General features: G+C 70.1%; 20 protein-coding genes. 8 read left to right on the top strand and 12 right to left on the bottom strand.

What is annotated here, in order from left to right:
• Positions 1-9 precede the first annotated feature (9 nt).
• Together ABD830_RS26820 and ABD830_RS26815 are read right to left on the bottom strand one after the other, a co-directional pair.
• Complete coding sequence (locus tag ABD830_RS26820) at positions 10-1,698, bottom strand: serine/threonine-protein kinase (protein WP_344992772.1); 1,689 nt, start codon at positions 1,696-1,698, stop codon at positions 10-12.
• Positions 1,699-1,733: 35 nt separating this feature from the next.
• On the bottom strand, positions 1,734-2,846 hold the full coding sequence (locus ABD830_RS26815; protein ID WP_344992769.1) for a serine/threonine-protein kinase: 1,113 nt from the start codon (positions 2,844-2,846) through the stop codon (positions 1,734-1,736).
• Between the two features lie 776 nt (positions 2,847-3,622).
• Here ABD830_RS26815 and ABD830_RS26810 point away from each other — a divergent pair.
• Positions 3,623-3,811: a DUF5999 family protein gene (locus ABD830_RS26810; protein ID WP_344992766.1), complete on the top strand. Its 189-nt coding sequence runs from the start codon at positions 3,623-3,625 to the stop codon at positions 3,809-3,811.
• Positions 3,812-3,902: 91 nt separating this feature from the next.
• On the opposite strand, the gene ABD830_RS26805 is transcribed toward ABD830_RS26810, so the two are convergent.
• The gene (locus ABD830_RS26805) at positions 3,903-5,558 is read right to left on the bottom strand and encodes a fumarate hydratase (protein WP_344992764.1); all 1,656 of its coding nucleotides are present in this window, start codon (positions 5,556-5,558) and stop codon (positions 3,903-3,905) included.
• Positions 5,559-5,584: 26 nt separating this feature from the next.
• Complete coding sequence (locus tag ABD830_RS26800) at positions 5,585-6,466, bottom strand: DMT family transporter (protein ID WP_344992761.1); 882 nt, start codon at positions 6,464-6,466, stop codon at positions 5,585-5,587.
• A 68-nt stretch (positions 6,467-6,534) separates the two neighbouring features.
• On the opposite strand from ABD830_RS26800, the gene pdxR reads away from it, so the two are divergent.
• Complete coding sequence (gene pdxR, locus ABD830_RS26795) at positions 6,535-7,932, top strand: MocR-like pyridoxine biosynthesis transcription factor PdxR (RefSeq protein WP_344992758.1); 1,398 nt, start codon at positions 6,535-6,537, stop codon at positions 7,930-7,932.
• A 49-nt stretch (positions 7,933-7,981) separates the two neighbouring features.
• Complete coding sequence (locus tag ABD830_RS26790) at positions 7,982-8,920, top strand: Gfo/Idh/MocA family protein (RefSeq protein ID WP_344992755.1); 939 nt, start codon at positions 7,982-7,984, stop codon at positions 8,918-8,920.
• 37 nt (positions 8,921-8,957) lie between these two features.
• Here ABD830_RS26790 and ABD830_RS26785 read toward each other — a convergent pair whose 3' ends face one another.
• The 3 genes from ABD830_RS26785 to ABD830_RS26775 all read right to left on the bottom strand — a co-directional run bounded on the left by ABD830_RS26785 (position 8,958) and on the right by ABD830_RS26775 (position 11,660).
• Positions 8,958-10,130: an MFS transporter gene (locus ABD830_RS26785; protein WP_344992752.1), complete on the bottom strand. Its 1,173-nt coding sequence runs from the start codon at positions 10,128-10,130 to the stop codon at positions 8,958-8,960.
• Positions 10,131-10,238: 108 nt separating this feature from the next.
• Positions 10,239-10,892 (bottom strand): DUF998 domain-containing protein, encoded by a 654-nt coding sequence (locus ABD830_RS26780; protein WP_344992750.1) that lies wholly within the window; start codon positions 10,890-10,892, stop codon positions 10,239-10,241.
• A 60-nt stretch (positions 10,893-10,952) separates the two neighbouring features.
• Complete coding sequence (locus tag ABD830_RS26775) at positions 10,953-11,660, bottom strand: SDR family oxidoreductase (RefSeq protein ID WP_344992747.1); 708 nt, start codon at positions 11,658-11,660, stop codon at positions 10,953-10,955.
• A gap of 74 nt (positions 11,661-11,734) precedes the next feature.
• Here ABD830_RS26775 and ABD830_RS26770 point away from each other — a divergent pair, with 74 nt between their 5' ends.
• Together ABD830_RS26770 and ABD830_RS26765 are read left to right on the top strand one after the other, a co-directional pair.
• The gene (locus tag ABD830_RS26770) at positions 11,735-12,286 is read left to right on the top strand and encodes a TetR/AcrR family transcriptional regulator (protein WP_344992744.1); all 552 of its coding nucleotides are present in this window, start codon (positions 11,735-11,737) and stop codon (positions 12,284-12,286) included.
• Positions 12,287-12,340: 54 nt separating this feature from the next.
• Positions 12,341-12,991 carry a DUF1707 SHOCT-like domain-containing protein gene (locus ABD830_RS26765; RefSeq protein WP_344992741.1) on the top strand — a complete coding sequence of 217 codons (651 nt, stop codon included), beginning with the start codon at positions 12,341-12,343 and terminating at the stop codon, positions 12,989-12,991.
• 223 nt (positions 12,992-13,214) lie between these two features.
• On the opposite strand, the gene ABD830_RS26760 is transcribed toward ABD830_RS26765, so the two are convergent.
• The gene (locus tag ABD830_RS26760; RefSeq protein WP_344992738.1) at positions 13,215-13,832 is read right to left on the bottom strand and encodes a TetR/AcrR family transcriptional regulator; all 618 of its coding nucleotides are present in this window, start codon (positions 13,830-13,832) and stop codon (positions 13,215-13,217) included.
• A gap of 81 nt (positions 13,833-13,913) precedes the next feature.
• Between ABD830_RS26760 and ABD830_RS26755 the strand changes: the two genes are divergently transcribed.
• Positions 13,914-14,327 (top strand): nitroreductase family deazaflavin-dependent oxidoreductase, encoded by a 414-nt coding sequence (locus ABD830_RS26755; RefSeq protein WP_344992735.1) that lies wholly within the window; start codon positions 13,914-13,916, stop codon positions 14,325-14,327.
• A 52-nt stretch (positions 14,328-14,379) separates the two neighbouring features.
• Here the strand turns inward: ABD830_RS26755 and ABD830_RS26750 are convergent, their stop codons facing one another.
• Genes ABD830_RS26750 through ABD830_RS26740 form a run of 3 tightly spaced genes read right to left on the bottom strand, consistent with a single transcriptional unit; the run spans position 14,380 to position 15,853 of the window.
• Positions 14,380-14,667 (bottom strand): exodeoxyribonuclease VII small subunit, encoded by a 288-nt coding sequence (locus ABD830_RS26750; protein ID WP_378520704.1) that lies wholly within the window; start codon positions 14,665-14,667, stop codon positions 14,380-14,382.
• A gap of 35 nt (positions 14,668-14,702) precedes the next feature.
• A complete protein-coding gene (locus ABD830_RS26745) occupies positions 14,703-15,233 on the bottom strand; it encodes a DUF4245 domain-containing protein (RefSeq protein WP_344992730.1) in 531 nt (176 codons plus the stop codon).
• Between the two features lie 11 nt (positions 15,234-15,244).
• Entirely contained in the window at positions 15,245-15,853 is a 609-nt protein-coding gene (locus ABD830_RS26740; RefSeq protein WP_344992727.1) for a TetR/AcrR family transcriptional regulator, read from the bottom strand.
• Positions 15,854-16,086: 233 nt separating this feature from the next.
• Here ABD830_RS26740 and glpX point away from each other — a divergent pair, with 233 nt between their 5' ends.
• On the top strand, positions 16,087-17,121 hold the full coding sequence (glpX, locus tag ABD830_RS26735; RefSeq protein WP_344992724.1) for a class II fructose-bisphosphatase: 1,035 nt from the start codon (positions 16,087-16,089) through the stop codon (positions 17,119-17,121).
• Positions 17,122-17,210: 89 nt separating this feature from the next.
• Here the strand turns inward: glpX and ychF are convergent, their stop codons facing one another.
• Positions 17,211-18,287: a redox-regulated ATPase YchF gene (ychF, locus tag ABD830_RS26730; RefSeq protein ID WP_344992722.1), complete on the bottom strand. Its 1,077-nt coding sequence runs from the start codon at positions 18,285-18,287 to the stop codon at positions 17,211-17,213.
• A gap of 150 nt (positions 18,288-18,437) precedes the next feature.
• On the opposite strand from ychF, the gene ABD830_RS26725 reads away from it, so the two are divergent.
• Complete coding sequence (locus ABD830_RS26725) at positions 18,438-19,694, top strand: DNA recombination protein RmuC (protein ID WP_344992719.1); 1,257 nt, start codon at positions 18,438-18,440, stop codon at positions 19,692-19,694.
• The last annotated feature ends 3 nt before the right edge of the window (positions 19,695-19,697 follow it).

Here is a 19,697-nt window from a genome sequence, read left to right as displayed (position 1 = left end):
CCTGACAACTCAGGCCGAGAACAGGGCCACGATGAGGACGGCGATCACCACGGCCGCGACGGCGGCCACGGTCATGAGCACCAGCATGCCGTTGCGGCGGCCGGTGGTCTGCTGCTCAGGGTTCCCCGCGATGGCGAACAGGTCCGTGCCCAGGCCCTTCCCCTGGTGCGGGACCTGCAGAGGGACCTGCGGCCGGCCCGGCTGCTGCTGGCCCTGCTGCTGCGGCATGACGGGCTGCTGGGGAGCGGGCTGGGGCCGGCCTGCCGTCTGCGGGGGCAGCGGATACACCTGCTGGCCGGGCGGCGGCGGGAGCTGGATGCGCTGGGTGGCGACGGCGCCCTCGTCAGTCGGCTGCTGCGGGGGCTGGGGCCGCTCGACAGCCGGGGGGAGCGGTCCTTTGGGCCGCGCGATGCTGATCGTCCGCTCGGGGTCGTACGCCGCCTCAGGGGCCGCGGCACCCTGGGCGCCGGTCTGCGGCGCGCCGCCGGACCCCGGCAGCGGGCGACCGGGCGGAGTGATCCGCGGGGCGGTGGGCGCATTGGGGCCGCTCGGCCCCTGCGGCCCTGACGCGGTCGCCGGAACCGGTCGCTGCCCCGGCCCGCCCGTCCCCTGACCGACAGGCCCTTGACCACCAGGACCACCCTGTACGGGTCCGCCCGGACCCACGGGCATCGGCTTCCCGGGCCCTCCGGGCGCGGGACGGCCGGGAGCGCCCACAGGTGGTCCACCCGGTCCGGCCGGATGTTGGCCCTGACCCCAGGGCTGGCCTGCGGGAGGCTGGGGAGCGGCGGGGCTCTTGGGGGTGGCGAACGAATCGGGCATAGGTCCCTCCTGCGCCATAAGAGCCTCGGCCGTGAGCACCGGCATCTCGCTCGTGGGGGTCTCGGCGAGCATGCGCAGCAGCATCTCCGCCTTGGCAGCGCCGAGCCGCTGCCGGTAGTCCTTGTTCAGCAGCCCGTTCAGGATGGGGCGCAGCTGCCCTGCCTGCGTCGGCGGGTCGGCGCTCTCGGTGAGCAGCGCCGCCAGCGTCTCCGCGATCGTGGCCCGCTCGTACGCGGGCCGTCCCTCGACGGCGAAGTACAGCGTCGCCCCGAGCGACCAGACGTCGGACTCGGGGCCGGTGTACTCGCCTCTGGCACGTTCCGGTGCCGTGTAGCCGGGTGAGCCGATCACCATGCCCGTCTTCGTCAGCCGCGAGTCGCCCTCCGCCTTGGCGATGCCGAAGTCGGTCAGCACCACGCGCCCGTTCTCGGTGATGAGCACGTTGCCCGGCTTGACGTCGCGGTGGGTGATGCCTTTGGCGTGCGCGGCGCGCAGCGCCCCGAGCAGGTCCACGCCGATCTCCGCCACCAGGCGCGGCGGCAGCGGCCCCTCCTCCTCGATCACCTGCTCCAGCGAGCGGGCGTGGATGAGCTCCATGATGATCCACGGGCTGTCGTCCTGGATCAGCACGTCGTGGATGGCGGCGACGGAGGGGTGGTTGATGCGTGAGGCTACGCGACCCTCACGGACCATGCGTTCACGCAGCTCGGCCCGCTGTTCCTCGGTGAGACCGGGGTCCTGGCGGATTTCCTTGACCGCCACCTCGCGCCCGAGCGCCCGGTCGCGGGCGCGCCACACCGTGCCCATGGTGCCCCGGCCGAGCGGGGCTATGAGCTCGTAGCGCTCCGCGAGCAGGCGTGTCTGCTGTTCCGGCATGAGAAGAAGATATCGATTCTCGCTTGGGAAGTGCTTTAACCTCGCTTGCGAAGTTCTCTTGGCCAGAACCGTCGAGGAAGACACAACTTTATCACCGCCGCTTTGAAACGGGCATAAGCGGACGGTGTCGGCCGCGCTTCAACGCGTTTCCTGTGCACGCCTTCACCGGCCTTGCGTTCTTGGCGCGGCGCCGGGACCGACAGCGCTGTCGTAGCGACGTCCGCCCTGTGCAGCCCGCGGTGCGTGGGCCTGCGCGCGAAAGACGGCGGCGTGATGGTCGTGGTGCCCATGCGTACGGACTTGCGCGGCGGCAGCGGCTCCTCGGCCGAGCCTCCCGCGGCCACCCTGGCCAGCATGAGCGAGGCCCGTACGGAGTCGAGCCTGGTCTGGGGGTCGATCCTGAGCAGCGCGTCGAGCACGGGGGCCAGCGGCCCCGCCTTGGTCATCGGGATCGGCTCGCCACTCGTCAGCGCCGCCAGCGCGGCGGCGGCCGTACGGCGGCCGTGCAGGCCTCTGCCCTCGACGGCGGTGTAGAGGGTCGCGCCGAGCGACCACAGATCGCCCGCGGGGCTGGCCTTCGAGCCGAGCAGCCGCTCTGGAGCGATGTATCCCGCGGACCCCAGAACGATGCCCACCTGGGTGATGGAAACATCACCTTCGAGCGCGGCCAGCCCGAAGTCCGTGAGGACCGCGCGGTCCTCGGTCACCAGCACATTGCTCGGCTTGACGTCGCGGTGCAGGATGCCCTTGGCATGGACGGCACGCAGCGCTCCGAGGATCTGCCGGCCGATCTCGGCGGCCCTGCGCGGATGGAGCGGTCCCTGCTCCTGGATGAGCTGCTCCAGGGACTTGGCCCGCAGCAGCTCCATCACGATCCACGGCCGGTCGTCCTCGGTGACCACGTCGAAGACGGTGATGACCGACGGGTGCGCGACCATCGCGGTCGCCCTGCCCTCGCGCTCGGTGCGCGCGCACAGCTCGGCGCGCAGTTCCTCGTCGAGCACGGTCGGCAGCCGCACCTCCTTGACCGCCACGTCACGGTCGAGCAGCTCGTCATGCGCCCGCCAAACGGTGCCCATGCCGCCGCGTCCGACCGGTTCCACAAGCCGGTAGCGCGCGGCGAGTAGGTAACCAGAGGGCGCACGCATGCCTGGCAGCTTACCTATTTGTGTAAACCGACCAGTAGAGGCGCGGCCGATAAATTGTTGCGAACTTAAGTCAACCTGCCTGACTCGTCACGTCAGCAAACCTCTCGGCCGCATCCGCCCAGTTCACGAGGGCGCGCAGTTTCTCGACGCGGTCCGGGCTCTTGACGATAGTACGTGTGTTCCTCGGACGGCACGCCACAGCCCGGAGCCGTTGCCGTTCGTCGCCGCCCGGCGACGCGCCGTCGGCGTGGGTGCAGGCCTTCTCTTGGCAATGTCGCGGGGGTCGGATCGGCCCGGCCGCGCGGGAGCACTTACCCGCCGCCCGCACGGGCTTCCCGTCGAACTTTCCCGGGCGCGTTCGCGCAGCTCGCCGCGGATGTGTGTCGTCCGGCACACATGAGTCGCGGATAAAAGTGCATGATGCCTGGGAGGGGGCTTTCAGGGGTACGGCAGGCCGGCTGTCAGGAACTTCAGGGATGCTGTCAGTCACTTGTAAGGGTGCCGAAAGGGGGTCGGGGCATGGTACAGCCAAGAGAGAGGGCCGACGTTCTCCCAAAGGTCCGCAAACTGTCGGGCTCGATGGTCAGACTGAGGGTGTACGCCGCGGTTCCACTACTGACGACAGGCTATTGAGGACGTGATGAAGATGCGCCAGACCCAGGTTCGCCGCCGGCCCAAGAAGTCGACAAGAGCCACGCTGGACCTTCGCACGCCATCGGGGCGCCCGTTGCCCTTTTGAATGCCACGAATCAGGAGCGCAATCTGAGAGGTGCGCGATGTGCTGTCACTACCCCGTATGCCCCAGCGCCGACTCGCCCGACCGTGAGGCGTCGCACGTGATCGCGGCCCACCCGGACCAGGGCTGGAGCCTGCTCTGCAACGGCGTCGTGCTGTTCGAGGACACCGGTCTGCTGCTGCCCGACGGCACCGTGGTGGCGCCGCACCGGGCTCCGGTGGCCGCCTGAGCCCCCACCACTCCCCACCGATCCGACTGCGGGCCTTGGCCGGGGGACAGGGTGTCCGCCCGGCGACGGCCGTTCGTCGGAAGGGCGCCTGTCAGGCGCGGCGCCCGATGGTCAGCGCCGGGCCGGTGCGGTCGGCGAAGAAGTCGTCACCCTTGTCGTCCACCACGATGAACGCGGGGAAGTCCACCACCTCGATCTTCCACACCGCCTCCATCCCCAGCTCCGGATATTCCAGCACCTCGACCTTCTTGATGCAGTCCTGCGCCAGCCGAGCCGCGGGCCCGCCGATGGAGCCCAGGTAGAAGCCGCCGTGCTTCTGGCAGGCCTCGGTGACCTGCTTGGAGCGGTTGCCCTTGGCCAGCATGACCATCGAGCCGCCCGCCGCCTGGAAGCGCCCCACGTACGAGTCCATCCGCCCGGCCGTCGTCGGCCCGAACGAGCCGGAGGCGTACCCCTCGGGGGTCTTGGCCGGTCCGGCGTAGTAGACGGCGTGGTCCTTCAGGTATTGCGGCATCTCGCCGCCGTTGTCCAGTAGTTCGGCGATCTTGGCGTGGGCGATGTCGCGGGCGACCACGAGGGGGCCGGTGAGCGAGAGGCGGGTCTTGACCGGATATTTCGTCAGCTCGGCGAGAATCTCGGGCATGGGCCGGTTGAGGTCGATCTGTACGACGTCGTCCGAGAGGTGCTCGTCAGTGGTCTCCGGGAGGAAGCGCGCCGGGTCGGTCTCCAGCTTCTCCAGGAAGACGCCCTCAGGCGTGATCTTGGCGAGCGCCTGGCGGTCGGCCGAGCAGGAGACGGCGATGGCCACCGGGCAGGAGGCGCCGTGGCGGGGCAGGCGGATGACGCGTACGTCGTGGCAGAAGTACTTGCCCCCGAACTGCGCCCCGATCCCCAGCTTCTGCGTCAGCTCGAAGACCTTGGCCTCCATCTCCAGGTCGCGGAACCCGTGCCCCGAGGCCGATCCCTCCGTGGGGATCGAGTCGAGGTAGCGGGCGCTGGCGTACTTGGCGGTCTTCAGCGCGAACTCGGCGGAGGTGCCGCCCACGACGACGGCCAGGTGGTACGGCGGGCAGGCCGCGGTGCCCAGCGAGCGGATCTTCTCCTCCAGGAAGGCCATCATGCGCTTCTCGTTGAGCACGGCCTTGGTCTCCTGGTACAGGAACGACTTGTTGGCCGAGCCGCCGCCCTTGGCCATGAACAGCAGTTTGTACTCGTCCGGGTGACCGTGCGGGTCCTCGGCGTACAGCTCGACCTGGGCCGGCAGGTTGCTGCCGGTGTTCTTCTCCTCCCACATGGTCAGCGGGGCCATCTGCGAGTAACGCAGGTTGAGCTTGGTGTACGCGTCGTACACGCCCCGCGAGATGTGCTCGGCGTCGAGCCCGTCGGTCAGCACGTGGCGCCCGCGCTTGCCCATGACGATCGCGGTGCCGGTGTCCTGGCACATGGGCAGCACGCCGCCGGCGGAGATGGAGGCGTTCTTGAGCAGGTCGAGGGCCACGAACCGGTCGTTGCCGCTGGACTCGGGGTCATCGACGATCTTCCTGAGCTGGGCGAGGTGCGAGGCCCGCAGGAAGTGGGAGATGTCGTGGATGGCCGTCTCGGTCAGCAGGCGCAGCGCCTCCGGCTCGACCTCGAGGAACGTACGCCCGGCCGCCTCGACCTTCCGCACCCCCTCCGATGTGATCAGCCGATACTCGGTCTCATCGGCTCCCAGCGGCAGCAGGTCGGTGTAGTCGAAGTCGCCCATGTCCATCCTTTCGATCCCCCAAGAGATTACGCGCCTCCGGGCGCGGGCACTTCAGAGACCGTTCGCGAGCGCTCCGCGGTCAGGCCCACGAGGATGCCCACGATCACGAGCCCCGCGCCGAGCAGGTCGTACGCGGACGGCGTCGCCACCCCGAGCACCGCACCCGTCACGATGGCGCCCACCGGGATGAGCCCCGCGAAGAGCCCGGCGTGGCCGGGGCCCAGCCTGGGCAGCGCGCTGTACCAGAGGAAGAACGCCACGACCGTCACCACCACCGCCAGGTACGCGAACCCCAGCGCCTCCGCCCAGGTCGGCGGCCTGAACATGCCGGCCGCCCCGTCATCGGCCAGCCCGATCACGGCCAGCAGCGGCACGGCCAGCGCCGTCGAGTAGGCCGACACCCTGATCGGCCCCAGCTTCGGCAGCAGCGGGATGGCGAGCACGGAGAAGCTCACCTCGCCCACGAGCGCGCCCAGCGCCCACAGCAGCCCGGTCGGGTTGCCGCTGCCGAGCCCGGTGGCCAGCGTCGCCCCGGCCACCACCACGCAGGCCCCGCCCAGCAGCCGGGGCGCCGGGCGGCCGCCGGCCAGCGCGAGGGCCAGCGGCACGGTGCCGAGCACGGTGCCGACCAGGGCGGGCCCGGAGGCGCGCGTCGACTCGACCACGCAGACGTTGAACAGCACCAGGCCGAACAGGGTGAGCCCGCCCAGGCAGAGGGCCTCGCGCAGCGTGAGCCGGACGAACCGCAGGCCGATCGCTCGCGTGATGAGAAGCAGGATGACCGAAGCCGCGAGATACCGAATCGCCTGGCCGCCGTACAGGGGATAGCCGTCCACGAGTCCGGACACTCCGGCCAGCGTCCCGACGAGGAACATGGCCGAGGCCGCCCCCAAGATGCCGTTTCTCATGCGGAGGATGCTAGGGAGACAATGGCTCTCACAAACAGTCCAATGTACCGCCAAAAGACAGGACCAATATGGCTGACCTCCATATCCAGATAAATCGTGATGAGGGAGGGATTGCCGGGCAGATCGCCTCCGGGCTGCGCGAGTCCATCAGGGGCGGGCGGCTCACCCCCGGCACCCGCCTACCCGCGACCCGCGACCTGGCCACCGACCTCCAGGTCTCCCGGGGCGTGGTGGTGGAGGCGTACGAGCAGCTCGTCGCCGAGGGTTTCCTGGTCTCCAAGGTGGGCGTCGGCACCCAGGTCACCCCCAAGGCCACCGCCAGGGCCGCCGGCCGCCCGAAGGCGTCGCCCCGGCGCGAGCCGGCGCCCTCGAACTCCGTGTGCGGGCCGTACTACGGGCATCGCCCCACCTCTCCTGACCTCAGCCACTTCCCTCGCGAGCGCTGGCTCGCCTCTGTCAGGCACGTCCTGACCACTGTCCCCTCGGACGCCCTCGACTACGGAGACCCCGGGGGAGTGCCCGAGCTGCGCGAGGAGCTGGCCGGCTACCTCAGGCGGGTCAGGGCGGCGGACGTGCGCCCGGAGAACCTCGTGATCGTGGGCGGCGTGGCCCAGGGGCTGAGCCTGGTCCTGCACGTGCTGGGCCGGCAGCGCCCGCTCCGGCTGGCCGTCGAGGACCCGACGAGCCACCGCCAGGTGCCGCTGCTCAAGCGGGCGGGCGCGCACCTCGTGCCGGTCCCCGTGGACGAGGAGGGCCTGGACGTGCGGCGGCTGAGCGGCGACGCCGTCGTGGTCACGCCGGCGCACCAGTACCCGACCGGCGTGGTCCTCTCGCCGCCGCGCCGGGCCGCCCTGATGGAGTGGGCGTACGCGGGCGACCGGGCGATCCTGGAGGACGACTACGACGCCGAGTTCCGCTTCGACCGCGATCCCGTGGGCTGCCTCCAGGGACTGGCCCCCGACCGGGTGATCCTCTCGGGCAGCGTGAGCAAGGCGATGGCGCCGGGTCTCCGCCTGGGCTGGGTGGCGGCGCCTCCCGACCTGGCCGAGGCGGTGCGCCGGGCACGAGGCGAGCTGGACCTGGGCTCGCCGGTCATCGAGCAGTACGCGCTGGCGCACTTCCTGCGTACCGGCGGCTACGACAAGCACCTGCGCAGGATGCGCCGGGAGTACCGCCGCCGCCGGGACGCCCTGGTCACGGCGCTGGGCGAGGAGCTGCCCGAGGTCCGGGTCAGGGGCATCGACGCGGGCCTGCACGTCTACCTGGAGCTGCCGGACGGCTGGGACGAGCTCAGGACCACGCGCGCCGCCCAGGAGCTCGGCCTGTCCACCGAGCCCGTGGGGCCGATGCGCGAGTCGCCGGGGCCCGCGGCCGTGGTGGTGGGGTTCGCCCGGCTGCCGGCGCACAAGGCTGCCGAGGCCGTACGAGGCTTAAAAGTCAGAATGTCAGGACAAAATGTTGACTGAGGGAGAAGACCTCGCTTAGAAAGAAAGCCGGATCCCGATTGGAGGCGTCATGCGTGTGGGACTGCTGGGTCTGGGCAGGATCGGAGCCTTTCACGCCGCGACCCTGGCCGCGCATCCGCTGGTGGACGAGCTGATCGTGGCCGATCCCGTGCGTACGTCGCCGTATGGCAGGCCGGGGGACCCCTTCGAGTCGGACGCCGTGGTGATCGCGACCCCGACCGGCACCCACGCCGAGCTCATCGTCAGGGCCTGCGAGCGGGGCATACCGGTCTTCTGCGAGAAGCCGGTCGCGAGCACGGTGGCCGAGACCGTCAAGGTGCTGGAGGCGAGCGCGGGCAACCGGGTGCAGATCGGGTTCCAGCGCAGGTTCGACCCCGGGTACGTGGCGGCGGCGCACGCACTGCGTGACGGGGAGCTGGGGGAGCTGCACCGCGTGCACCTGATCACCGCCGACCCCGCGCCGCCGCCCGCCGAGTACATCGCGACCTCGGGCGGCATCTTCCGCGACTGCCACATCCACGACTTCGACATCCTGCGCTGGGTGACGGGCCGTGAGGTGGTCTCGGTCCACGCGACGGGGGCGAACCGGGGGGCGCCGTTCTTCGCGGAGGCGGGCGACGTCGACACCAGCGCCGCGCTCCTCACCCTGGACGACGGCACGCTGGCCACCCTGCAGGGCTCGCGTTACAACGGCGGCGGGTACGACGTGCGCATGGAGCTGGCCGGCACCAGGCGCACCCAGGCCGTCGGACTCGGCCCGCGCGCCCCGCTGCACTCGACCGAGGGCCTGCCCGGTTTCGGCGAGCCCTGGCCCGACTTCGTCACCCGCTTCGAGGCCGCCTACCGCGACGAGATCAACGCCTTCCTGACCAGCGACCAGAGCCTCTGCACGATCGAGGACGCGCTCGAGGCCCTCTACGTGGCCGAGGCCGCCGACCTGTCGCTGCGTGAGCGGCGTACCGTCGAGGTCGCGGAGGTGCGGCACTGAGGCCCGCCGGCGCGCCTCTCGCGGCCTCCCCGGTGAGTCAGGTGGTGGAGGGGTCGGGGGCCTGGCGCTTGGGCTGGAAGCCCGCGGCGAGGGCGATGATGGCGGAGGCCAGCACCAGGGGCGCGGCGAACGCCACCCGCATGTCCGTGGCGTCCGCGATGCCGCCCACCAGGGCGGCGCCCACGATGAAGCCGACGTAGTTGAAGAGGTTCACCCGGGCGATGGCCACCCCGGTCCCCGCCGGGTCGAGCTTGCCTGCCGCCGAGAACGACTGGGGCGCCACCACGGACAGCCCCACCCCGGTCAGCCCGAAGGCGACGATGGCCAGCGGCTGGTTCGGGGCGAGGACGACGCCGAGGAAGCCCACGGTGGCGATCACGCCGCCGATCCTGACGATGACGGCGGGGCCGTACCGCCTGACCGCGAGGTCGCCGCCGAGCCGGACGGCCAGCGTGGTCGCCTGGTACGCGACGTACGCCAGCGGGATCACCTGCGCGCTCGCATGGAGCACGTTCTTCATGAACACGGTGTTGAAGTTGGACACCGCGGCGTCGCCGACGTACAGGAAGGCCATGGCCAGGCAGAGAGGGATGATCGGCCGCCACGGGAACCCGCCGGCGGCCGCGGCGGCCGGGGCGTCCTCGACCTTCTCCTCCTCGGGCGTGCACAGGCTGCGCCCGAAAGCGAGGGAGCCCGCCACCGCGAACACCATCGGGATCGACATGATCAACGGGAGCGGGAGGTCGGCGGCCACCGACGCCCATGCCGCCCCGATCACGCTGAACGCGCTCCACACGCAGTGGAACCCGTTCAGCACCTGCACGCCGTACCTGCGCTCGACCGCCACGCCCTGCATGTTCATGCCCGCGTCCACCGCGCCGACGCCCAGCCCGAACAGCAGGAGCACCGGCAGCAACAGCGGCACGTTCGGGGCCAGCCCGACGAGCACCACGGCGGCCGCGACCACGGGCTGGGCGATGCGCAGGAGCAGCTTGCTGCCGTACCGGCTGGCGAACGTGCCCGCCGCCACACTGCCGGCCCCCGCGAACACGGGCACGATCAGCAGCAGGAGCGTCAGGGTTCCGTCATCGAGGCCGTGCTTGGTCTGCAGGTTGGCGACCTGGATGAGGAGCGAGGCGAATGACAGGCCCTGTACGGCATAGACGACGTACGTGGCGAGGCGGGCCTGGCGATCACGCAGGGACGGCACTACGGCCTCCTGATCGGGGGGACATCAAACGTGAGGCGGGGTCAGGTTAGCGGCCCGCTACTCCGTTACGCCACCCATGATCGCGCCCGCCCTCGCCGGGATCTCCCGTCAGCGCCGCTCTTCCGGCGCGACCTTCGCGGCAGTTTCGAGTTGCCTGGCAGCGGCCCATACGCCGAGTGCGAGGAGGGCGGCCACCTCCGTGACGGCCATGCCGCGCTCCACGAGCCCGAGCGGCATGGCGCGCCACCACGGAAGTCCTTGCCTCGCCCCGATCACCATGACCGTGGCGATGCCCACGACCCACAGCACCGAGCAGATCCCGAGCCCGAACGCCACCAGCGTGGCCCTCGACCGTTCGCGGTGCCGCCAGGGCCTGGCGATGATCACGGCGGCCAGCGGCAGGCTGAGGAAGGCGACGAAGCTGCCCACCCGGTGGATGCTCCCGTGCAGGCTCGGCCCCACCGCCCAGTCGTTCTTCTCGAACCACGCCGTCATGAGCAGCCCCACGCTCCACCCCATGAGCGCGATGGTGCCGAAGATCCCGGCCAGCCGCTTGCGCGCCAGCGACACCCCGATGGCCGCCGACCCTGTCGCGAGCAGCCCCACGGCCAACCCGAAGATCCACCCGTCGGGGCCGAGGCCGTGCTCGCTGATGGTCCGCCTGAGCGGGTTCATCTCGTCGAAGCTGGTCAGCTCCAGCACCACGATCATCGCTATGCCCGCGCCTGCCGCGCCGAGACCCCATCGCGCCGGTTGATGCACGTACACACCTCCCTTTGCCGAGATCAACGGAGAGGAGCGCGCGTAGATTCCGTATCGTCTTCAGGCCTTCAGTCTCCCGCCTCCGTCCACGGTCAGCACGGTCCCCGTCACGAACGAGTTGCGCACCACGTACTCGATCGTGACGGCCACGTCCTCGGGCGTGCCGACGCGTCCGACCGGCAGAGCGGCGGCGGTGCCCTCCAGGAACGCGGCCCGCGCCTCGTCCCCCAGCCCCGACCACCAGTCGGTGTCGATCACGCCGGGGGAGACCGCGTTCACCCTGATGGGCGCCAGCTCGACCGCCAGGCCGGGCACCGCGGCCTCGATCGCCCCGTTCACCGCAGCCAGGACGGAGACTCCGGCGAGAGCCGCGCCCGCGGATGCCGCCGTCACGAAAGTGATCGAGCCGCCGGGGCGCAGCGCGGCGAGCGCGGCCTGTGCGGTCAGCAGGTGGGGGACCAGCTTGTTCTGCACCGCGCTGGTGATCGCGTCGCCGGTCAGCGAGCTCAGCGGCCCGGCGCCGCCGCGGCCCGTCACGGTGATGATCACATGGTCGACGGTGCCGAGCCGCTCGAACAGCGCCCGCATCGCGCCGCTGTCGCGGGCGTCGACGACCTCTCCGCTCGCCTGGTCGCCGAGCTGCTTCAACGCCGCCTCGAGGCGCTCTTCCGAGCGGCCCGTGACGAACACCTCGGCCCCGCCCGCGGCCAGCCGGGCCGCCGTACCCAGGCCGATGCCGGACGTGCCGCCGACGATCACTACGCGCATCTCTGCATCCCTCTCAATACGAGACATCATGCCTCGAATATAAACGAGGCATGATGTCTTGTAAAGTGAGCGCCATGGTTGGCAGACCACGCAGCGAAGTGGCCAGGAAAGCGATCCTCCGGGCGGCGCTCGACCTGTGCGCCCGCGACGGATACCAGAGCGTCACCATGAAGGGCATCGCCGAGGCCGCGGGCAGCGGCAGGCAGACGGTCTACCGCTGGTGGCAGACCAAGGCGCAGGTCCTGCTCGAGAGCCTGACCGACGTCCTGGCCGAGGAGCTGCCCGATCCGCCGGACACGGGGGACGCGCGGGCCGATCTCGTGACGTTCCTGGAGCAGACGTTCACGCTGGCGCAAGGGGTCGCGGGTCAGGTGGTCGTGGGGCTGATGGCCGACGCGCAGTCCGATCCCGCCCTGGCCACCGAACTGCGGGCGAAGCTCATCGAGCCGCGCCGCACCGCCCTGCGCTCGGTGCTGGCACACGGTGCCGTACCGGATGACGTGGATCTGGAGCTGGCCGTCGACCTCGTGTTCGGTGCGATGTGGTACCGGCTGCTCAACCGCCACGCCGAGGTGAACGTGGAGTTGGCGGAGGAGATTGCCGGACTTCTGGCGCGAATCCGGTGATGCGGGTCCGTTCGGCGCGAGCGATTCTCGCGGGCGCCGGTTATCGTCGGATGTGTGAACGAACGCGCGGGATCGTGGTTGCCGAAGCTGCAGGAAGTCGGAGAGCGGCTGGCCGAGGAGTTCGTGTCGGCCCGGCGACCACACGCGGCTGACGACGTACCGCCACCCCACGAGCTCCGCGCGTCCGACGCCGACCGCGAGCGCGTCGCCCAGGTGCTCCAGGACGCGCACGCCGACGGCCGGCTCACCCTCGACGAGCTGGAGGAGCGGCTGGGCGTCCTCTACTCCGCGCGCACGCTCGGCCAACTGGCCGAGCTCACCACCGACCTGCTGCCCGCCGACCAGCAGCCGCTCAACCTGGACGGCCGCCCCGTGTCGGCCATCTTCAAGCAGGAGCAGCGCGGGGGGCGCTGGGTCGTGCCGGCCGAGCTGGACGTGACGGCCATGTTCGGCACCACCAAGCTGGACCTCCGCGACGCGATCCTGCAGAACCGGCAGGTCATCATCAACGCCACCCTCGTCTTCGGCGGGCTGGAGATCCACGTGCCGGAGGGGCTCGAGGTGATCCGGGTCGCCAAGGACAAGACGGTCCGCCTGACCAAGCAGCCGACCGATCCTGGCGCGCCGGTCGTCGAGGTGCGCACGACGAACTTCGTGGGCGAGATCAAGATCAAGGAACCACCCCGCCGCAAGCGCCGCCGCTGACCGGACAAGTCAGCCCGCCGTGACCGCGGTGACGGCGGGCTGAGCTGCTGGGGCTACTCGATGTGCAGCGCCGTCCAGTGCGATGGGGTCCCTTCGTGAAGCACGTCGCCACAGTTACAGTTGCCGCAGCCTGGGATCATTTCGACGTTCCTCCTCGCCTGGCGTGAGTGGGCCTCGTACCCACAGTGACATGCTCACGCGCTGACGTGCACGGGCGAGTTTGCTACCCCTGCGCGTGGCCGCGTATGACGGCCGTGGTCAGCGAGGCCAGACCGCTCTTGATGTCGTCGACGGTCATGCCGCGCTCCTCCTGCTGGAACGCGATCAGGCAGGCGCTGACCGGTGCCAGGAGGGCGTCGGCCAGGTAGGGGGCGGCGGCGCGCGGGCAGGCCTGGGCGATCAGGGTGGCCAGGTGGATGTGGTGCACCCGGTACGGCCCGGCGGCGAACCTCTTCATGCCGCCGCCCTTCTCCAGCAACATGTAGAGCCCCGGCTGCGCCACGATGCGGTCGACCAGCGCGTACAGGAACGCCTCGATCCGGTCGGCGGCGGGGGCGCCGGGGCCGAGCGGCGGCGGCCCGGAGAGGAAGGCGGCCTGGAAGAGCCGCTCCCGCTCGTCGATCAGCGCGTAGAGGAGTCCGGCCTGGTCGCCGAAGCGGCGGTAGACGGTGCCGACGCCGACGCCCGCGACCCTGGCCACCTCGTCGAGCGAGAGCTCGTCGGTGCCTCGCTCGGCGATCATCCGGCTCGCGACTTCAATGATCTTCTGCCGGTTCCGCGCGGCGTCGGCCCGCTCCGGCTGGGGTTGCCCGACGACGGGCAGCAATCGACGTCCGCACACGGATGGAGCATACCGCTGGAAACCGGAGTGATCTCCGGTTAAGCTTCTAACCGGAGGGTCCTCCGATTAACGGGAGTCGAAATGCCCAACGAGTTCAACCAGCAGATCATCGACGAGTTCCGCGCCAACGAGGGGCGGGTCGGCGGCATGTTCGAGGGGGCTCCCCTGGTGCTGCTCACGACCACAGGAGCCAAGAGCGGCAACCCGTCGACCTCGCCGATGATGTATTTGGCCGACGGCGACCGCTACATCGTCATCGCCTCGAACGCCGGCCGGGACCATCACCCCGCCTGGTATCACAACCTGCGCGCCACGCCCGAGGCGACGGCGGAGGTCGGGGCGGAGACGTTCAAGGTCAAGGCCGTGGTCGTGGAGGGTGCCGAGCGCGACGAGCTCTATGCGCGGATGGCGGAGAAGTGGCCGGGCTTCCGCGATTACGAGACCCAGACGAGCCGCCTCATCCCCGTGATAGCGCTCTACCGCGCGGCCGCCTGACCTCCGCACGGCCGCCCGGCCTCAAGAGGGGCTCAGGACCAGGCGGCGACCGTCAGAACGGCGTGTCGTTGGAGTTGCCCGCTGTGGGCTCGGAGCGGCGCGCCATGGCGGCGGCGAGCTTGACCCTGGCCCCCTGGAGCCATTCCTCGCAGACCGCCGCCAGCTTCTCGCCGCGCTCCCACAGCTCGATGGACTGCTCCAGGGTGAGCCCGCCGGTCTCCAGCCGGCGCACCACCTCGGTCAGCTCCTCGCGCGCCTGCTCGTATGAGGGTGCCTGCTCGTCTGAAGGTGCCTTCGCGTCTGCTGCCACGGGCACCACCCTAGACGCGCCGGCCGACATCCGTGGAGCTGGGCGTACGTGAAGCGCCGGAGCGCTCAGCCCTTGGGGCGCTGCCGCAGGACGGAGGCCAGCTCGGCCAGCTCGGGCCAATCGGCCGTACCGGTGATCACGAGGGTCACCTCGGGCAGGACGCGGACCAGCGAGCGCTGGTTCTTGTCCTGGCGGAAGCGCTGCTCCCACGTCACGTCGCCGACCTGCTGCGTGCCGACCGCCTTGTCGGAGTTGGCCATCCGGCTGGCGAACCCGGCCGCCGGCTGCTCGTTGCTCTGCACGAACATCGCGTGCTGGCGCTTGGCGGTGGCGTAGCCGAGATAGAGGACCTGCGCGCCGTTCTCGCCCTTGGCGATCTTGTTGCTGTTGGGCACCCAGCCCGCCGGGTCCTTCTGCGGGGCATACACGCCGTACGGCACCGAGTGGCCGAAGTTGGCGACGGTGATCGAGTAATCGAGCCGTGGGATGTGCTCCTCCCGGCTCTGCGGAGTGACCAGCAGGAACAGTCCGGCCGCCGCGAGGCAGACGAACAGAGCTACCGCGTAGCCGTAGAAACCTTGGGTGAACCGTCGCACAGTTGGCGAGGTTACCCGCTGGTGGGGGCGGTCGCCGAAGTGGCCGGGCGGATCTGGCCGATGATGGCGAGGACTTCCTCGGCCAGAGCGCGGTCGCCCGTACGCACCACCTCGGACACGGCCGCGGCCAGCGCGCCCGTGACCACCACGACCAGCGCGCTCTCGTCCTCGAACAGCGCCGCGTTGAGCTGCGCCCACTTGCGCAGCCTGTCGCGCATGACGACGTCGAAGCCGGGCGGCCCGTCGCCGCGCAGGAACAGGTCGGCCAGCTCGCGGTCTTCCAGGCACCCGTCGAGATAGGCGCGGGCGGCGCTGATGAACACGCGCATCGGGTCGGTCTCGCCGGCGGCGCGGGCCGCACGGGCGGCCTGCTTGGTCCGCTGCGACTGCTTGACCTGGAACTCCTCGAACAACGTGAGGTAGAGATCGGCCTTGCCGGAGAAGTGGTGATACAGGCTGCCCACGCTGGCGTCGGCCCTCGCCACCACGTCGGTCACCCCCGCCTCGGCGAACCCCTTGGAGACGAAGACCTCCCTGGCGGCGGCGAGCAGTGAGCTACGGGTGGCCGCGCCCCGCTCGGACGTGTGTGGCTGGACGGCCATGTTCTCCACATCGCTCATTCAGATCTCCTCCATGGCAGGGCGCCATGCTCCATCGTGGAGGCAAGATCCTTCACGTGCACACGGTATGGCGCAAAATCCGTTCCCCGATATGACAGGGCGATCCACTCGCAGCTTACCGAGGCCGTCCCCTGTCACGAACCCACCCGCGTCCGGGCAGATTATCCGCCTCTGGGCGGGAATAGAGGGGCAACTACGATCGACGTAGATTTCCCACAAGGAGGCTGCTCATCATGTCCGATCAGACATCCGTACCGCCTGCGCTCGCCACGGGTGAGCACGCCCCTGACAGGAACCTGGCGCTGGAGCTCGTCCGCGTCACGGAGGCGGCGGCGATGGCGGCGGCCAGGTGGGTCGGCAGGGGCGACAAGAACGGCGCCGACGGCGCGGCGGTGAACGCCATGCGCCAGTTGATCAACACGGTCTCCATGAACGGCGTGGTGGTCATCGGCGAGGGTGAGAAGGACCACGCCCCGATGCTCTTCAACGGCGAGCAGGTGGGCGACGGCAGCGGCCCCGACTGCGACGTGGCCGTGGACCCCATCGACGGCACCAGACTGACCGCGCTGGGCATGCCTGACGCGGTGTCGGTGATCGCGGTGAGCGAGCGCGGCTCGATGTACGACCCGTCGGCCGTGTTCTACATGGAGAAGCTGGTCACCGGCCCCGAGGCGGCCGACGTGGTCGACATCGAGGCTCCCGTCTCCGCGAACATCAACGCGGTCGCCAGGGCCAAGCACTGCTCGGCCTCCGACGTGACCGTGGTCGTGCTCGACCGGCCCAGGCACGAGCGGCTGGTCAAGGAGATCAGGGAGACGGGCGCGCGGATCAAGTTCATCACCGACGGCGACGTGGCCGGCGCGATCATGGCGGCCCGTACGGGCACCGGCATCGACCTGATGCTGGGCATCGGCGGCACGCCGGAGGGCATCGTGGCCGCGTGCGCGCTCAAGTGCCTGGGCGGCGTGATCCAGGGCAAGCTCTGGCCACGCGACGATGCCGAGCGCCGCAAGGCCCTGGACGCCGGGCACGACCTCAACCAGGTGCTCACCACGAACGACCTGGTCAGGTCCGACGACGTGTTCTTCGCGGCGACCGGCATCACGCACGGGGAGCTCATGCAGGGCGTACGGTTCCGCGCGGGCTCGGCGGTGACCGAGTCGCTGGTGATGCGCGGCCGGTCGGGAACGATCCGCAAGATCGAGAGCGAGCACCAGCTCTGGAAGCTGCGGGCGTACAGCGCGATCAACTTCGACACCGCAGGCTGAGCGGCCGGCGGCGCACCGACCCCTGCGGAGGGTCAGAGGCTGAGCAGGCCTCTGACCTCGAGTATCCGCGCCCTGCTCACATTGAAGGCTCAGACGTTGAAGCGGAACTCCACCACGTCGCCGTCCTGCATGACGTAGTCCTTGCCCTCGACCCGGGCCTTGCCCGCCGAACGGGCGTTGGCGATGGAGCCGAGCTCGACCAGGTCGTCGAAGGAGACGACCTCGGCCTTGATGAAGCCGCGCTGGAAGTCGGTGTGGATCACGCCGGCCGCCTCGGGCGCGGTGGCGCCCTTGCGGATCGTCCAGGCCCTGCTCTCCTTCGGCCCGGCCGTGAGGTACGTCTGCAGACCGAGGGTGTCGAAGCCGATCCTGGCGAGCTGCCGCAGCCCCGACTCCTCCTGGCCGACGGACTGGAGCAGCTCCAGCGCCTCCTCCTCGTCGAGCTCGACCAGCTCCGACTCGATCTTGGCGTCCATGAAGACCGCCTCGGCCGGGGCGACCAGCGTCGACAGCTGCTCCCTGAGCGCGGTGTCGGTCAGCTCGTCGGCGTCGAGGTTGAACACGTACAGGAACGGCTTGGCCGTCAGCAGGTGCAGCTCGCGCAGCTCCTCGCGGTCGAGGCCGCTCTCGAAGATGGTCTTGCCGGTCTCCAGCACCCGCAGGGCGGCCTCAGCGGCCTCGAGCGCGACCTTCCTGTCCTTGTTGTTGCGCGCCTCCTTCTGCAGGCGCGGGACGGCCTTCTCGACCGTCTGCAGGTCGGCCATGATCAACTCGGTGTTGATGGTCTCGATGTCGCGCTTGGGAGAGATCTCGCCGTCCACGTGCGTGACGTCGGGGTCGTTGAAGACGCGGACGACCTGGCAGATCGCGTCGGTCTCGCGGATGTTGGCGAGGAACTGGTTGCCCCTGCCCTGCCCCTCGGAAGCCCCCTTGACCAGGCCCGCCACGTCGACGAACTCGACCTTGGCGGGCAGGACGCGGGCCGAGCCGAAGATCTCGGCCAGCTTGGGCAGGCGGTCGTCGGGCACGCCCACGATGCCCACGTTCGGCTCGATGGTGGCGAACGGGTAGTTCGCGGCGAGCGCGTTGCCGGACTTCGTCAGCGCGTTGAAGAGCGTGGACTTGCCGACGTTGGGCAGACCGACGATACCGATGGAGAGACTCATGCCACCGACTCCGTCGGCGTCATGAGTCTTTGACTGCTGTGTTTGATGGTTCCCTCGCTCCGCTCGCTCACGGCACCCAAGTTTACGTGCTGAGCGTAACGGGCGTGTCGGGCGGGAACGGCGCGCCGGAGTCCTGCCATCATCGGCCGGGTGGACATCGTCTCGCTTCTCGCAGGTCTGGCCGCCGGGCTCGTCATCGGGTTCCTGGTGGCCAGGACGAGAGCGGCGGTGCGGGTGGCGGAGGCCGACGCGCGGGCCAAGGCGGCCGCCGACAAGCTCGTCTACGTCGAGGAGCAGCTCGCCGAGCGCTTCCAGGCCCTGTCCACGCGCGCACTCGACGTCAACAACGTCCGGTTCCTCGAGCTGGCCGAGACCAGGCTGGCGGCCAGCCGCGCCGAGGCCACGGGCGACCTGGAGCAGCGCAGGCAGGCCGTCGAGCACCTGGTGGAGCCGCTGAAGGACGCGCTGGCGCGGGTCGAGTCGCAGCTTCGCGACACCGAGTCGGGCCAGCGTGCGGCCCGTGCCGAGCTGGCCAAGCAGATGGAGTTCGTACGGCAGAGCAACGAGCAGCTGCGCTCCCAGACCACCGCCCTCGTCAGGGCACTGCAACGGCCGGAGGCACGCGGCAGGTGGGGCGAGCTCCAGCTGCGCCGGGTCGCCGAGATCGCCGGCATGCAGCGCTTCTGCGACTTCGAGGAGCAGGTCACCGAGGGCTCCATGCGCCCCGACATGGTCGTCAGGCTCACCGGCGGCAAGAACATCGTGGTCGACTCCAAAGTCTCGCTGGCGGCCTATCTGGAGGCCGCTGAGGCGTCCGACGAGTCCCTGGCCTCCGTCAGGCTCGACGCCCACGCCAGGCACGTGCGCGAGCACATCGACCGGCTGGCGGCCAAGTCCTACTGGCAGGGGTTCAACCCGTCGCCGGAGTTCGTGGTGCTGTTCATCCCGGGTGAGGCGTTCCTGGCCCCCGCGCTCGAGCGCGATCCCGGGCTGCTCGAGTACGCCATGACGCGGCGGGTCCACATCGCCACGCCGACGACGCTGATCACGATGCTGCGCACCGCGCACTACGCCTGGCAGCAGGCCGCGCTGAGCGAGAACGCGCGGGCGGTGTTCGAGCTGGGCAAGGAGCTGTACGAGCGGCTGTCATCCCTGGGCAGGAACGTCGACTCGCTCGGCAGGGCACTGACGCGGGCTGTGGAGGCGTACAACAAATCGGTCGGGTCGCTCGAAAGCCGCGTCCTGGTCACCGCGCGCAAGCTGCACGATCTGGGCGTTGTGGACGGCGATCTCGACTCGCCGGACATGCTCGATGGCCTGCCCAGACCCCTGGCATCCCCGGAACTGCTCGAAACCTCGCATCTGCTTTCCCACTCGAACGGTAAGTTGGCCAACGGGTCGCAATAAATG

Origin of the sequence: Nonomuraea helvata, from assembly GCF_039535785.1 — a bacterium.
GTDB lineage: Bacteria > Actinomycetota > Actinomycetes > Streptosporangiales > Streptosporangiaceae > Nonomuraea > Nonomuraea helvata.
Note: the sequence above shows the minus strand (reverse complement) of the source record. Positions and strands in the feature narration are given on the sequence as shown.

Coding starts and splice junctions, on each gene's coding strand:
- ABD830_RS26790 (WP_344992755.1), top strand. CDS start 7,982: ATGCGTGTGGGACTGCTGGGTCTGGGCAGGATCGGAGCCTTTCACGCC.
- ABD830_RS26775 (WP_344992747.1), bottom strand. CDS start 11,660: ATGCGCGTAGTGATCGTCGGCGGCACGTCCGGCATCGGCCTGGGTACG.
- ABD830_RS26800 (WP_344992761.1), bottom strand. CDS start 6,466: ATGAGAAACGGCATCTTGGGGGCGGCCTCGGCCATGTTCCTCGTCGGG.
- pdxR (WP_344992758.1), top strand. CDS start 6,535: ATGGCTGACCTCCATATCCAGATAAATCGTGATGAGGGAGGGATTGCC.
- ABD830_RS26820 (WP_344992772.1), bottom strand. CDS start 1,698: ATGCCGGAACAGCAGACACGCCTGCTCGCGGAGCGCTACGAGCTCATA.
- ABD830_RS26815 (WP_344992769.1), bottom strand. CDS start 2,846: ATGCGTGCGCCCTCTGGTTACCTACTCGCCGCGCGCTACCGGCTTGTG.
- ABD830_RS26810 (WP_344992766.1), top strand. CDS start 3,623: ATGTGCTGTCACTACCCCGTATGCCCCAGCGCCGACTCGCCCGACCGT.
- ABD830_RS26805 (WP_344992764.1), bottom strand. CDS start 5,558: ATGGGCGACTTCGACTACACCGACCTGCTGCCGCTGGGAGCCGATGAG.
- glpX (WP_344992724.1), top strand. CDS start 16,087: ATGTCCGATCAGACATCCGTACCGCCTGCGCTCGCCACGGGTGAGCAC.
- ABD830_RS26740 (WP_344992727.1), bottom strand. CDS start 15,853: ATGAGCGATGTGGAGAACATGGCCGTCCAGCCACACACGTCCGAGCGG.
- ABD830_RS26755 (WP_344992735.1), top strand. CDS start 13,914: ATGCCCAACGAGTTCAACCAGCAGATCATCGACGAGTTCCGCGCCAAC.
- ychF (WP_344992722.1), bottom strand. CDS start 18,287: ATGAGTCTCTCCATCGGTATCGTCGGTCTGCCCAACGTCGGCAAGTCC.
- ABD830_RS26750 (WP_378520704.1), bottom strand. CDS start 14,667: ATGTCGGCCGGCGCGTCTAGGGTGGTGCCCGTGGCAGCAGACGCGAAG.
- ABD830_RS26770 (WP_344992744.1), top strand. CDS start 11,735: ATGGTTGGCAGACCACGCAGCGAAGTGGCCAGGAAAGCGATCCTCCGG.